11 protein-coding genes and 3 tRNA genes are annotated in these 12,858 nt (G+C 74.5%); 9 read left to right on the top strand and 5 right to left on the bottom strand.

Going from position 1 to position 12,858, the window contains the following annotated elements:
- The first annotated feature begins 161 nt into the window (after positions 1-161).
- The 4 genes from ACFVFR_RS14410 (at position 162) to ACFVFR_RS14395 (ending at position 5,466) form a co-directional block, all read left to right on the top strand.
- Positions 162-1,451, top strand: a complete 1,290-nt coding sequence (locus ACFVFR_RS14410; RefSeq protein ID WP_383701135.1) for an NAD(P)/FAD-dependent oxidoreductase — start codon at positions 162-164, stop codon at positions 1,449-1,451.
- Between the two features lie 65 nt (positions 1,452-1,516).
- Complete coding sequence (locus tag ACFVFR_RS14405) at positions 1,517-2,044, top strand: GNAT family N-acetyltransferase (protein ID WP_383701133.1); 528 nt, start codon at positions 1,517-1,519, stop codon at positions 2,042-2,044.
- A gap of 45 nt (positions 2,045-2,089) precedes the next feature.
- Positions 2,090-4,033, top strand: a complete 1,944-nt coding sequence (gene dnaG, locus ACFVFR_RS14400) for a DNA primase (protein ID WP_383701131.1) — start codon at positions 2,090-2,092, stop codon at positions 4,031-4,033.
- 80 nt (positions 4,034-4,113) lie between these two features.
- The gene (locus ACFVFR_RS14395) at positions 4,114-5,466 is read left to right on the top strand and encodes an RNA polymerase sigma factor (protein WP_383701129.1); all 1,353 of its coding nucleotides are present in this window, start codon (positions 4,114-4,116) and stop codon (positions 5,464-5,466) included.
- Between the two features lie 34 nt (positions 5,467-5,500).
- On the opposite strand, the gene ACFVFR_RS14390 is transcribed toward ACFVFR_RS14395, so the two are convergent.
- Both ACFVFR_RS14390 and ACFVFR_RS14385 read right to left on the bottom strand, forming a co-directional pair.
- Positions 5,501-6,943 (bottom strand): FGGY family carbohydrate kinase, encoded by a 1,443-nt coding sequence (locus tag ACFVFR_RS14390; RefSeq protein WP_383701127.1) that lies wholly within the window; start codon positions 6,941-6,943, stop codon positions 5,501-5,503.
- Positions 6,944-7,618: 675 nt separating this feature from the next.
- Entirely contained in the window at positions 7,619-7,918 is a 300-nt protein-coding gene (locus ACFVFR_RS14385) for a YtxH domain-containing protein (RefSeq protein WP_383701125.1), read from the bottom strand.
- Between the two features lie 236 nt (positions 7,919-8,154).
- Here ACFVFR_RS14385 and ACFVFR_RS14380 point away from each other — a divergent pair.
- From ACFVFR_RS14380 to ACFVFR_RS14370, 3 genes are all read left to right on the top strand, one after another.
- Positions 8,155-8,227: transfer RNA gene (locus ACFVFR_RS14380), tRNA-Asn, on the top strand.
- A 5-nt stretch (positions 8,228-8,232) separates the two neighbouring features.
- Positions 8,233-8,305, top strand: a tRNA-Asn gene (locus ACFVFR_RS14375).
- Positions 8,306-8,491: 186 nt separating this feature from the next.
- Positions 8,492-8,565, top strand: a tRNA-Ile gene (locus tag ACFVFR_RS14370).
- Positions 8,566-9,496: 931 nt separating this feature from the next.
- Here ACFVFR_RS14370 and ACFVFR_RS14365 read toward each other — a convergent pair.
- Positions 9,497-9,862 (bottom strand): winged helix-turn-helix transcriptional regulator, encoded by a 366-nt coding sequence (locus tag ACFVFR_RS14365; RefSeq protein ID WP_383701352.1) that lies wholly within the window; start codon positions 9,860-9,862, stop codon positions 9,497-9,499.
- Between the two features lie 50 nt (positions 9,863-9,912).
- Between ACFVFR_RS14365 and ACFVFR_RS14360 the strand changes: the two genes are divergently transcribed.
- Entirely contained in the window at positions 9,913-10,818 is a 906-nt protein-coding gene (locus tag ACFVFR_RS14360) for an NAD(P)-dependent oxidoreductase (RefSeq protein ID WP_383701123.1), read from the top strand.
- Positions 10,819-11,039: 221 nt separating this feature from the next.
- Here the strand turns inward: ACFVFR_RS14360 and ACFVFR_RS14355 are convergent, their stop codons facing one another.
- On the bottom strand, positions 11,040-11,897 hold the full coding sequence (locus tag ACFVFR_RS14355; protein ID WP_383701122.1) for an aminoglycoside phosphotransferase family protein: 858 nt from the start codon (positions 11,895-11,897) through the stop codon (positions 11,040-11,042).
- Positions 11,898-12,233: 336 nt separating this feature from the next.
- On the opposite strand from ACFVFR_RS14355, the gene ACFVFR_RS14350 reads away from it, so the two are divergent.
- Positions 12,234-12,413, top strand: coding sequence for a hypothetical protein (locus ACFVFR_RS14350; RefSeq protein ID WP_383701120.1), 180 nt, complete (start codon positions 12,234-12,236; stop codon positions 12,411-12,413).
- A gap of 176 nt (positions 12,414-12,589) precedes the next feature.
- On the opposite strand, the gene ACFVFR_RS14345 is transcribed toward ACFVFR_RS14350, so the two are convergent.
- A complete protein-coding gene (locus ACFVFR_RS14345) occupies positions 12,590-12,787 on the bottom strand; it encodes a hypothetical protein (RefSeq protein WP_383701118.1) in 198 nt (65 codons plus the stop codon).
- Positions 12,788-12,858: the final 71 nt, after the last annotated feature.

Here is a 12,858-nt window from a genome sequence, read left to right as displayed (position 1 = left end):
GACCCTCCCTGTGGCTGAGCTGGACCGAACTGGACCGACGTGGGCGGTTGGGCGTACACCAGACGTTCACGGGGGGTGCCCGCATGGGCATACACCCGCACAGGCGTACCGGGGTACCCCCCGGGGCGCGGGCGTACCGCGCGTGAGCGAGGAGGCGACAAGTGGTCGACGCACATCAAACGTTCGTCATCGTCGGAGGAGGGCTCGCGGGGGCGAAGGCCGCCGAGACACTCCGGGCCGAGGGCTTCACCGGCCGAGTGATCCTCATCTGCGACGAACGCGACCACCCCTACGAACGCCCGCCCCTGTCCAAGGGGTTCCTCAGCGGCAGCCAGGAGCGCGACAGCGTCTTCGTCCACGAGCCGAGCTGGTACGCGCAGGCCCACATCGAACTCCACCTCGGCCAGCCCGCCGTCCACCTCGACCCGGCGGCCCGGTGCGTACGCCTGGGCGACGGCACCCGCATCCACTATGACCGGCTGCTGCTGGCCACCGGCGCCGAGCCGCGCCGGCTGGACATCCCCGGCACCGACCTGGCCGGCGTGCACCACCTGCGCCGCCTGGCCCACGCCGAGCGGCTGCGCGGCGTGCTGGCCGCGCTGGGGCGCGACAACGGGCACCTGGTCATCGCCGGTGCCGGCTGGATCGGCCTCGAAGTCGCCGCCGCCGCCCGTGGCTACGGCGCCGAGGTGACCGTCGTGGAGCCCGAGCCCGGCCCGCTGCACACCGTCCTCGGCCCCGAACTCGGCGCGCTCTTCACCGACCTGCACGGCAGCCACGGCGTCCGCTTCCACTTCGGCGCCCGGCTCACCGAGATCACCGGGCAGGACGGCATGGTCCTGGCCGTGCATACCGACGACGGCGAGGAGCACCCCGCGCACGCCGTGCTCGCCGCGATCGGCGCGGCCCCCCGCACCGCGCTCGCGGAGGCCGCCGGCCTGAAGATCGCCCCGTCCGTCGGCCCCGCCCGTGGCGGCATCGCCGTCGACGCCGGCCTGCGCACCTCCGACCCGGACATCTACGCCGCCGGCGACGCCGCGGCCTTCCCCCTGTCCCCGCTCTCCGCCGCCCTGCCCGAGGGCGAGCGGCTGCGCGTCGAGCACTGGGCCAACGCCCTCAACGGCGGCCCGGCCGCCGCGCGCGCCATGCTCGGCCAGGACGTGACGTACGACCGGGTGCCGTACTTCTTCTCCGATCAGTACGACGTGGGCCTGGAGTACTCCGGCTACGCGCCCCCCGGCAGCTACGCGCAGGTGGTGTGCCGGGGCGATGTCGGCAAGCGCGAGTTCATCGGCTTCTGGCTGGACGCCGACGGGCGGCTGCTGGCCGGGATGAACGTCAACGTGTGGGACGTCACCGAGCCCATCCAGGCCCTCATCCGCGCCGGCGTCCCGCTGGACCCGCAGGCCCTGGCCGACCCGGCCGTCCCGCTGGCCTCGCTGCTCCCCTAGCCGGCCGACCCCACGCCGTGGGGCGGCGCGCGCCCCGGCGTGGGCCGCTCCCGTAGCGTGGCGGTATGTCGATCGTCACGTTCGTGGTCCCGGTGGCGGAGATCTTCGACCTGCGCTGGTCGGTTCTCCGCCCCGGGCTGCCCCGCGCGACCGCCGCCTTCCCCGAGGACGCCGCGCCCGGCGTCTTCCACCTCGCCGCCTATCCGGCCGCCGCCCCCGCCACCGCGACGCCCGCGCCCGCCGTCGCCGCCGCGACCCCCGCCGCCGGCGGGCCGCCGCTGGCCTGTGTGACCCTCTTCCCCGACCCGATGCCGCCCGCCGCGGCCGAGCTGGCCGGGCCGCCCGACGAGGCCGGGCCCGCCTACCGGTTCCGGGGCCTGGCCAGTGCCCCGGCGGTCCGGGGCCGGGGCTACGGGGCGGCCGTGCTGCGCGCGGGACTGGCCGAGGCGGCCTCCCGAGGCGCCCGCTGGGCCTGGTGCAACGGCCGCGCCGGGGCCGGCGACTTCTACCGGGCCCAGGGCTTCACGGCCGTGGGGGAGGAGTTCGACCTGCCTCCCGCCGGCCGACACCTGGCCTTCGTGATCAAGCTCTAGGCCCGCGTGGGCGGGAGTGTCAGGGGGCAGCCGTAGAATTCACGCGTGGCAGGACGGATCAATGACGACGACGTGAAGGCGGTCAGGGACGCGGTCCCGATCGACGCCGTCGTGTCCGAGTACCTCCAGTTGCGCAACGGAGGCGGCGGCAACCTCAAGGGCCTGTGTCCCTTCCACGACGAGAAGTCCCCGTCCTTCCAGGTCAGCCCCTCCAAGGGCCTCTTCTACTGCTTCGGCTGCCAAGAGGGCGGCGACACCGTCGACTTCGTCATGAAGATCGACCACCTCTCCTTCGCCGAGACCATCGAGCGCCTGGCCGCCATCGCCGGCATCACCCTGCGGTACGAGCAGGGGGGGTACACGCCGGGGCGCCAGCAGGGCGAGCGCACCCGCCTGGTCGAGGCGCACAAGGTCGCCGCGCAGTTCTACGCCGAGCAGCTCGCCAGCCCCGAGGCCGAGATCGGTCGCGCCTTCCTCACCCAGCGCGGCTTCGACCAGGCCGCCGCCGAGCACTTCGGCGTGGGGTACAGCCCGGCAGGCTGGGACCACCTGATCCGCTTTCTGCGCGGCCGGGGCTTCAGCGACAAGGAACTCCTGGTGTCCGGGCTGGCCCAGGAGGGCCGCCGCGGCCCCATCGACCGCTTCCGGGGCCGCCTCATGTGGCCCATCCGCGACATCACCGGCGAGGTCGTCGGCTTCGGCGCCCGCAAGCTGCGCGACGACGACAACGGTCCGAAGTACCTGAACACCCCCGAGACCCCGCTCTACCGCAAGTCCCAGGTCCTCTACGGCATCGACCTGGCCAAGAAGGAGATCGCCAAGACCAACCACGCCGTCGTCGTCGAGGGCTACACCGACGTCATGGCCTGCCACCTGGCCGGCGTCACCACCGCCATCGCCACCTGCGGCACCGCCTTCGCCAGCGAGCACATCAAGATCCTGCGCCGGCTGCTGATGGACAACTCCCGGGGCAAGGTCGTCTTCACCTTCGACGGCGACGCCGCGGGACAGCGCGCCGCCCTGCGCGCCTTCGAGGACGACCAGAAGTTCGCCGCCCGCACCGCCATCGCCATCAGCCCCGGCGGCATGGACCCGTGCGACCTGCGACTGGCCAAGGGCGACGAGGGCGTGCGGAGTCTCGTCGAGCACAGCACCGCGCTCTTCGAGTTCGCCATCCGCTCCGTCACCGACAAGTACGAGGTGGAGACGCCGGAGGGGCAGGCCGCCGCCCTGGAGGAGGCGGCGCCCATCGTGGCGAACATCAAGGACGCCGCCATCCGCCACCGGTACGCCGTGATGCTCTCCGGCCTGCTCGGATACGTCATCGACAACCAGTTCGTGGTCAACCGCGTCGCCCAGCTCGCCCGCTGGAACCGCGAGCGCGGCCAGCGCGGCGGCCCCGACACCCGTGGCAACGGCTCCCACGGCCGCGAGGGCGGCCCCCGCCAGCCCGGCGCGGGACTCGCCGCCGGATCGCGCCCCGCCGCGCCACCGGGGCTGCGCGGCCCCGCGCTGAACCTGCGCAGCCCCGCCCACCGCGTCGAGCGCGAGCTGCTCAAGCTCGCCCTCCAGCGCCCCGACCTGGTGGCCCCGGCCTTCGACGCGTACGGCGCCGACGAGTTCACCGCCCCGCCCTACGCCGTGGTCCGCGAGGTCATCGAGGAGGCCGGGGGCGTCTCCTCGGCCGACGGGGACTACGTGGCGCGGGTGCGCGAGGCCGCCCCCGACGACACGGTGCGGGCCCTGGTCACCGAGCTGACCGTGGAGCCGCCGCACACCCGCCGCGACGCCGACGAGGTGTACGCGGGGGTGCAGCTGGTGGCCGTGCGGCTGGCCGCCGTCAACCGGCGGATCAGCGAGATCCGAGGCACCCTCCAGCGCCTGGGCCCGCACGCCGACCCCGCCCACCTGGCCGCCGTCCAGAACGAACTGTGGGTCCTCCAGCAGTACGGGCAGTCGCTGCGCGAGCGCGGAGTCGCCGCGCTGTAGCCGTCCGGTCACGCACCGGTCCCAGAAAGTGCGCGCACGCCCCTCGTGGCGGAAGTGTGTCGTGCCCCACACTGGACCCGGTGCCTGAGCCTTCGGAGCGTGGTGGTGCCGGCCGGACAGGCCCACATTCCCCCGCATACCCACTCACGACGTACGGGACGGGTGGCGGTCAGCCCGCAGCCGCCCCGCCGCCGAACGCCGCCCACGATCCGGCGGCGATCACCCTGGAGGTCGCCCCCGTGCAGACCCGGACCCGCACCCCCGTGGCCCCCCCGGTGCCACCGCAGAGCCCGCCCTCCTGTCGCCCCAGCACCGACGACGAGGTCGAACCGGGTACCGCCCCCGCCGCCCCGGACCGCCCCGCCCCGCCCGACGCGACACGGGCCGACACGACACGAACCCGTACGACCCGGCCCCCCACGGCGAGGACCGGCCCGCCGGAGTCCATCGCGCCCGCGCCCCAGCCCGCTCCCGGGCCCACCGTTCCCGCCGCGCCCCGGCCGCCCCGACCGGACGCCGCCGGCCCCTCCTCCGACCTCTTCCGCCAGTACCTGCGCGAGATCGGTCGCATCCCGCTGCTGTCGGCGGCCGACGAGGTGGAGCTGGCCCGCCGCGTCGAAGCCGGTCTCTTCGCCGAGGCCAAGCTGGCCGGCGCCGCCGACCTGGACACCCAACTCGCCCTGGACCTGGACCGGTTGGTGGTCCTGGGTCGGATGGCCAAGCGGCGCCTGATCGAGGCCAACCTGCGGCTGGTGGTCTCGGTGGCCAAGCGGTACGTGGGGCGCGGGCTGACCATGCTCGACCTCGTCCAGGAGGGCAACCTCGGGCTGATCCGCGCGGTCGAGAAGTTCGACTACGCGCGCGGCTACAAGTTCTCCACGTACGCGACCTGGTGGATCCGCCAGGCCATGTCCCGCGCCCTGGCCGACCAGGCCCGCACCATCCGGGTGCCGGTGCACGTCGTCGAGCTGATCAACCGCGTGGTGCGCGCCCAGCGCCGGATGCTCCAGGAGAACGGCCACGAACCCACCCCGGCCCAGGTCGCCGACCACCTCGGCGTCCCCGAGGAGCGCGTCAGCGAGGTGTTACGCCTGGCCCAGGAGCCCGTCTCGCTGCACGCTCCGGTCGGTGAGGAGGACGACGTGGCGCTCGGCGACCTCATCGAGGACGGCGACGCCACCTCCCCGGTGGAGTCCGCCGCCTTCCTGCTGCTGCGCGAGCACCTGGAGGCGGTCCTGTCCACCCTCGGCGAACGCGAACGCAAGGTCGTCCAGCTCCGCTACGGCCTCACCGACGGCCGCCCGCGCACGCTGGAGGAGATCGGCCGCATCTTCGGCGTCACCCGCGAGCGCATCCGCCAGATCGAGTCCAAGACCCTGGGCAAGCTGCGCGACCACGCCTTCGCCGACCAGCTCCGCGGCTACCTCGACTGACGCGCCCCCGGGCGGCGCCCGCCGACGGCCGCCGCTAGGCCGTCGCGTTCCAGCCGAAGGCGTCGGGGTGGATCTGCTCGCGCACCGTCCCGAACTGCTGGCGCACCGACTGCCCCACGGCCAGTTCGTCCCCGGGCTCGAAGAGCTGACTCGCCGCGGCCGGCCACTGCGGCGGCGAGTGCGGCGCGAGCGTGCCGTGCTCGACCCCCAGCGCCCACGCGGCCTGCCTGGCCGCGCCGATGGCCGCGTAGTCCGCCGGCTCGGGGACCACGATCTGCGCCCCCAGCACCGACGGGGCGATGGCCTGCACGGCCGGCAGCCCGGCCGCTGGCCCCAGCAGGAACACCCGCCGCACCTCGACGCCGCGCCCGCGCAACACGTCCAGCGCGTCGGCGAGCCCGCACAGCATGCCCTCGAAGGACGCCCTGGCCAGGTGCTCGGGCTTCATGCTCTCCCGGCGCAACCCCGACAGCGTGCCCGCCGCGTGCGGCAGGTGCGGGGTGCGCTCGCCCTCCAGGTACGGCAGCAGCACCAGGCCGTGCGAGCCGGGCGTGGACTTCGTCGCCAGCTCGGACAGCCCCTCCAGGTCCGTGCCGAGCAACTCGGCGGTGCCGCGCAGGGCCCGTACGGCGTTCTGCGTGTGCACCACGGGCAGGTGCATGCCGGTGGCGTCCGCGTACGAGGTGATGGTGCCGGTGGGGTCGGCGAGGGCCTCGTGGTGCACGGCGAACACCGACCCCGAGGCGCCCAGCGAGACCACCGCGTCACCGAGGGAGACCCCGAGACCGAACGCGGCGGCCATCGTCTCGCCCGTACCGGCCGAGATCAGCAGCCCCTCCGGGGTGTGCCCGGCGGGTGCGGCGGGCGCGATGAGCTCCGGCAGTCGCACCGGGTGGCCGAGCGCGAGTTCGGCCAGGTCCGACCGGTACTGGCCGGTCGCGGCCGACCAGTAGCCGGTGCCGGACGCGGCGCCGCGATCGGTGGTCCGCCGCGCGGGGCGCCCGAGCAGCTGCCACACGAGCCAGTCGTGCGGCTGGAGCACCTCGGCCACCCGCCGCGCCGCCTCCGGCTCGGCCCGCGCCAACCAGCGCAGCTTCGCCACCGCCTGTCCGGCGTGCGGGACGGACCCGACGGCCTCGGCCCACGCGGGGCGCCCGCCGAGCGCGTCCACCAGGTCGGCGGCGGCGGTCTGGGCCCGTTTGTCGTTGCCCAGCATCGCGGGGCGTACGAGCACCCCGCCCGCGTCCAGGACCAGCACCCCGTTCTGCTGGGCGGAGACGCCGATGGCCTGCACACCCTCCAGCAGCCCGCCGTCCGCGGCCTCTCCCAACGAGAGCAACCACGCCTGCGGGTCCACGTCCACCCCGGTGGCGGGGTGCGGAGCGTAACCCTGCTTGAGCACGGCGCCCGTGTCCGTGTCGCAGACGACGACGCGCGTGCTCTCCGACGAACTGTCCAACCCGGCGACTATCCCCATGGGCCCCGATAATGCCTCATCCCACACCCCCCACCGCGCCACGGTCCGCCCCCCACCTCGCCCACCCCTCGACAACCCGCCCCTGACCTGCTCGGATCACGGCTCCGTGGCAACCCTGAAAAGCGCCCTCCCCGCCCCGCGACCCCGCCGGAGCCCGCGCGACCGAGACCGCCCGACGCCGCCCGACCCCACGCCACCCGCGCGTGCGCGTGCCCGGCCGGTACGGCTGCCCGGGCCAGGGTGCCCGGGCGCGGTGGTCGGGCTCGCGCGGCTGGTGGCACGTGCCGGGTGCGGGGTGCCGGCGCCCAGACCGTGGGTGGTGGCGGGGGAGAGCCCGGCGCGGGCGGCGCGGGGGCGTACGCGCGGAAGCCGAGGCGGTACGTGGGGGAGCCGGGGACGGCGATGAGGGGGGCGGCGCGGGGGGTGCCGCCGGTCTGTGCCGCACGCCCGAGCCGCGCGCCGAGGGCCGCGAACGACGGGAAGCGCGCAGGTGGCGGCGCGGGAGCTGGTGCGTGCGGGCGCGCGCGGGGGCGCCGGCGCGCGAGGCCCGACGGGTGAGCGGCGTGGGGCCCCACGGGTGGGGGCGCGGCGTGCGGCCACGGGTGCTGGCGGTGGGCGTACGAGGCGGGGCGGGCCCGGAGCGTCGCCCCCAGCCCGCCCCGACGACGAACAGACCTAGGTGTTGCTCGTACCCCAGTCGTCCTCCGTGGCGTTGCGCTGCTCGCGCAGCGACTGGACCCGGGCCGACACGGAGTCGGGGAGCCGGTCGCCGAACCTCGCGCTCACCGCGTCGAACGCCTTGCCCGCGGCCTCGCGCCCGCTGTGCGCGGCGGCCTCGGCCGTGTTCCGGACCGCCGGGTTCTGCGAGACGCGCTGCGCGCTCTTGCGCAACTGTTCGTACCGTTCGCGCCCGGCCCGTGCGCCGAGCACGTAGCCGACGGCGACTCCGGTGATGAACGTCAGCCGGTAGCGCATCACTCCACCTTTCCTGGCTTCTCCGCTGCCGCTGGAGCACGCGGAGGACAACAGCCCCGCTGGGTCGTGCTGCCCGCCTACCCGCGGCGGCCGGTGATCACCCTCTGATCACTCCCTGATCATCCACGGGGAACCGATTGGCGAAGCACCCCCCTGCTTGCGCTAATGTATGTGTCGCAGCGAGCGCGCGCCCCCCGGGAAGCCGGAGGGGAGCGCAATCGAGGCACACGGAGCAATCCCCTGTAGCTCAATTGGCAGAGCAGCCGGCTGTTAACCGGCAGGTTACTGGTTCGAGTCCAGTCGGGGGAGCGCGGTCCCCTGTAGCTCAATTGGCAGAGCATTCGGCTGTTAACCGGAGGGTTACTGGTTCGAGTCCAGTCGGGGGAGCTGAAAGAAGAGCCCCGTCAGGGGCTTTTTTTATGCCCGCGGACACGGATTCCCCCACCAGGGAACCGCTCACCCGCTGCCCGCAGTCCTCATGCATGCGCGATGCGGACCCTCAGGGGCAGCAGATCGTATGAGCGGCTATGCTGCGGCAGACGACGCGCACAGATGTGCGCGACGCGCCGTTACGGGGCGGTAGCTCAGCCGGTTAGAGCAGCGGACTCATAATCCGTCGGTCGTGGGTTCGAGTCCCACCCGCCCCACTCGGCACATTCGAGTTGACCTGCAGAAACGCTCCCTCAGGAGCGGTCCGCTGGCACTTCTGCCGCACGGATTCCGCCCGCGCACGGTCATGTCGGCACGTTCATGCGGTGGCCTACCGGGGCGTGGGAAACCGTTCCACGGGCTTGCGTGGGCAAACGGTCGGGCGGGCTGTTTCCTGGCGTTCCTGTGGTGGTCCGTGGCACCCGGGCCGCTTCTTCGCGTACGGCTGGAAGCGGGCGCGCCGCGTCTGACGGAAGCTCTCTCCTCGGCTCGTTCATCGCCGTGCGCGGCGCGGCATGGGGACGGGCGTTCTCTTTGATCTCGGCGGCGCGATCAGCGCTGTTCGCGACCTGATGATCCGCCATGGTCGGATCGCGCGCGGTCGGGGGAATGGCCCGGCCGTCGGCGCGTGTGTGGATGTGCGCCAACCGCTGACGGGTCTCTCGCTTCGGCCCGCGACGCGGCGTACGGCACGGCCCCGCGTCTACCCGGGCCGGGGCGCGCTCTTGAGGGCGTTCCAGCCATGGGGCGGGTCCTGCTCGGTGCGCGCGCGGGGGAGGTCGCACGCGGGGCCGTCGCCCGCCTCCTGTCTCGATCGTTCGGGCGCGCCCGTGTGGCCAGCCGGGCGGGTCGCCGCGCCGCGCACGGTGGACGGGTGTCGCGGCGACGCCTCAGGGGGGGCCGACGTTTCTCTGGCGGGGCGGCGGGCGGCGCCGCGCCGCCGCCGTCGGGTCCGCGAGGCGTCAGCGCGTGCCGCACGCGGTGACGGCCGTGTGCCGGGTAGCCCTGTGGGGCGGGTGGTCGGGGGCGAAGGCCGGAGCCCGGGGCGGGTAGCCACCTTTTTGTGGGTACTAGGCGGCGGGGGGCGGGTGGGGGAACCTGGTGGTGCGAGGCCACGGGGTCGGGCGAATCGAGTGCGGGAGGCGCGGGTCAGGAGGCCGCGTGCGTGTCGGCGGGGGGCTGGGCGGCGAGGAGGTCCAGGCGGCGGTAGCCCCAGTCGGCCACGGGGGCCAGGGCCCTGGAGAGGTCCATGCCGAACTCCGTCAGGGTGTACACGGTCTTGAGCGGCAGGACGTCGTGCACCTCGCGGTGCACCAGGCCGTCGGTCTCCATCTCGCGTAGCGCCTGAGTCAGCACCTTCTCGGTCAGCCCAGGCAGCTCTCGGCGCAGCTCGCCCGGTCGGCGCGGGCCGGATTCGAGCAGCCAGAGCAGCGCCGTCTTCCACTTGCCGTCGATCACCGCGATCGCGGCGGTCACCCCGCACACGTTCGGGTCCTGCGCCCGCGTACGCGCCACCGTCACCACCCCATCCATCGAGATCTTCACTTCTGTACGGGAGCTCAAGCATGTCCGCACACCTTCACACCACCCCCCAGTCTGCCGTCACGGTGATCGGGCTGGGCCCGATGGGGCGGGCGCTGGCCGGCGCCTTCCTGGCGGCCGGCGTGGCCACCACGGTCTGGAACCGTACGCCGGGGCGGGACCGGGAACTGGTCGCCCGTGGCGCGACCAGCGCGGGGTCCGCCGCCGAGGCGGTCGCCGCGAGCGGGCTGACCGTCGTGTGCGTGGTCGACTACGACGCCACGGACTCCGTCCTGCGGCGCCCCGAGGTCACCGCCGCGCTCAGGGGACGTACGTTGGTCAACCTGTCGGCCGACGTCCCCGACCGCGCCCGGGAGGCCGCGACGTGGGCGGCCGAACACGGCGTGCGGTACCTCGACGGCGCGATCATGACGCCGACCACCACCATCGGCACACCGGACGGCGTGTTCCTCTACAGCGGCTCGCGGGAGCTGTACCACGAGCACAAGCCGGTCCTGGACGCGCTCAACGGTGCCCACAGCCATCTCGGTGAGGACATCGGCCGGGCGGCGGCGTACGACATCGCGTTGCTGGACATCTGGTGGACGGCGATGACCGGATACATGCACGCCCTGGCCGTCGCCCGTGCCGAGGGCATCAGCGCGCGAGAGCTGGCCCCCTTCGCCCAGGGCATCGGGAAGATCCTGCCGCCGGCCTTCGACGAGGCCGCCGTGGAGGTGGACAAGGGCACCTACGCCGCCACGGTCAACCCGCTCACCTCGGCGGCCTCGACGATGGCCCACATCGTCCACACCTCGGAGGCGCACGGCATCGACGCCAGTGTCATGCGCGCGGCGGAGGGGCTGGCCCGGCGCGCCATCGGGCTGGGTCACGGCGGCGACGAACTGACGCGGCTGGCCGAGCTGATGGGGCGCCCGCTGGCGGGCTAGCGTTCCCTCCCGCCAGGCCGACGCCTCGCGTCGCGACAGGTCACCACCACGGTCGCCGGCGCCCGAGGCACGGTGCCGTGCTGCGGTCCCGCCTCGGGCGAGGCGGGGCCGTGGTGCGCGGCGGCGGGCGGGACCGGTGTGCGGGCTCACCCCGTGTGGGGCGCAGGGGCGGCGGGGTGGTCGCCGGCTTCGGCCACCCCGGCGCCGACCCTCACGCGACGTCAGAGTCGCCAGCCCCGGCGGTCCGCCAGCCAGCGCAGGGTCACCTCGCCGCACCAGGTCTGGTGTTGGCGCAGGTGCCGGGACCAGGCCGCCGGGGGGTGCGCGCCGGAGGTCAGGAAGAAGCCGGCGAGTGCGGCGAGTGCGGCGTCGAGTTGCTCGTCCGCCACGCCCCGGGCCGTGGGATGGGCCCGGAAGAGGGCGGTGGCGTCGTGGCCGTCGGCGAACGCGGCGGCCAGCAGCAGCACGAGGTCGAACCAACTGGCGCCCAGACAGGGCCAGTTCCAGTCGCAGATGGACGCGGTGCCGTCCGCGTCGATCAGCACGTTGTCCTGCCGTAGGTCGTGGTGCAGGACGGCGTCGCCCGCCACCGCCGCCCGCCATCCGGCCTCCAGGTCGGCCAGCGCGTCAAGCCTGTCCAGGGGCATCCAGTCGGGGAGCGGGAGGGCGTCGGGGCCGTCGGAGCGCCGGGTTCGCCAGTCGTCGAAGTCGCCGCTGTCGCCGACCGGCCTGAGGTCGACGTGTCGGAGTTCCCCGGAGGGGGTGGCGAGCGCCTCGGCGGTCAGCGCGTACGCGTCCAGGGTGGCGGTGAGCTCGTCCGTCCGCCACGGCGTGGCGGGCATACGGCCCCCGTCGACCGCGTCGAAGCCGAGGACGAGCCACCCCTCACGCTCCTCCTGCCAGCGCAGGCGCGGCGCGGGGACGGCATCGGGGAGTGCCCGGTTGATCAGCGCCTCCCGTCGGTAGGAGTCGGCGACGACGGTGTTGGCCGAGGTGTCGACCGTCCCCGCCATCGGCGCCGACACCGTGACCGTCGAGGCGTTCGCCTCGGTCTGGCGGCGGTGCGCCGGCGCCGGCATCCCCGTCCCTCCACGCGTGCCAGCGGCTGTGCCGGCTGGGCACGCTCGCCGTGCCGCAGCCGCGCTCCGAGGGGCGGTGTCGGCTGGCCGGCGCGGCGGGCCGTGGCCAACTCGCCTGCTGGTGCCGGTAGTTCGCCGAGGTCGTCGGCGGGGTCGCGCTCTCCGACGGTCATGCCCGGGCCGACGCCCTTCTGGCGCATGGGCGTTCGGGTTCTGGGCGGTCCCGGACGGCACTCCTCTCGCCACGCGGGCGCGACGCCGATGATCGCTGGCCAGGTCCGGGTGCCCCCCGTCCACACGCCGGCCCACCTGCGGGATCGGGGGTACGCGGGGGCCGTGACGGGCGAGGTCGGCCGGGCGGCGCTGGCTGGTGGCACGGCGCACGTGCCGTTCTTCGCCGACCTGGCGAACGCCACCAGTGACAGCCGGTACCAGCGGATCGGCTTCCGCCCGGTGACGGACTTCGCCCTGTACGCCCTCCCGGACCCGGACCCGGACCCGAGCCCAGGCCGCTGACCTGGCCGGGTGCCGTGCCTGACCTGGCGCTGTGTCTGCCCGGGTGACATGCCCGAGCGGCGGCGTGCCCGAGCTGGTGGCGTGACCGGGCCACGGCGGGTGGGGGCCCGTCCGTCGGCGCCCGGGGGCGGGTGCGTCGGGTGGTGGGGCCCGGCGGGCGCCGTGTGGCGCGCTGGTCAGGCGGGTGGGCTGGTTGAGGTCGGTGGTGCCGGTGGGGTTGTGGTGGGGGCGGCGCCCGGGGTGATGACGGCCAGTGTGGCGCGGGCCTCGTGGCGTCGCGACGCCGTGCGCGCGAACGTCGCGGTGAGGGCCAGGAGGGAGATCGTCGCTCCGTACGAGGCGACGCCTATGGCGGACAGGAGCCCGACCGACATCGGGCACGCACCCTTCTTCCCCCCGCTCGACACACGCCCGGCCCGACTCGGGGCGGGCCCGTGCCCGCACT

The sequence above is a fragment of the Streptomyces sp. NPDC057702 genome, from assembly GCF_042799315.1.
In the GTDB taxonomy this organism is placed as follows: Bacteria; Actinomycetota; Actinomycetes; order Streptomycetales; family Streptomycetaceae; genus Streptomyces.
The sequence above is the reverse complement of the archived record's forward strand: the minus strand, read 5'-3'. Positions and strand labels throughout refer to the sequence as shown.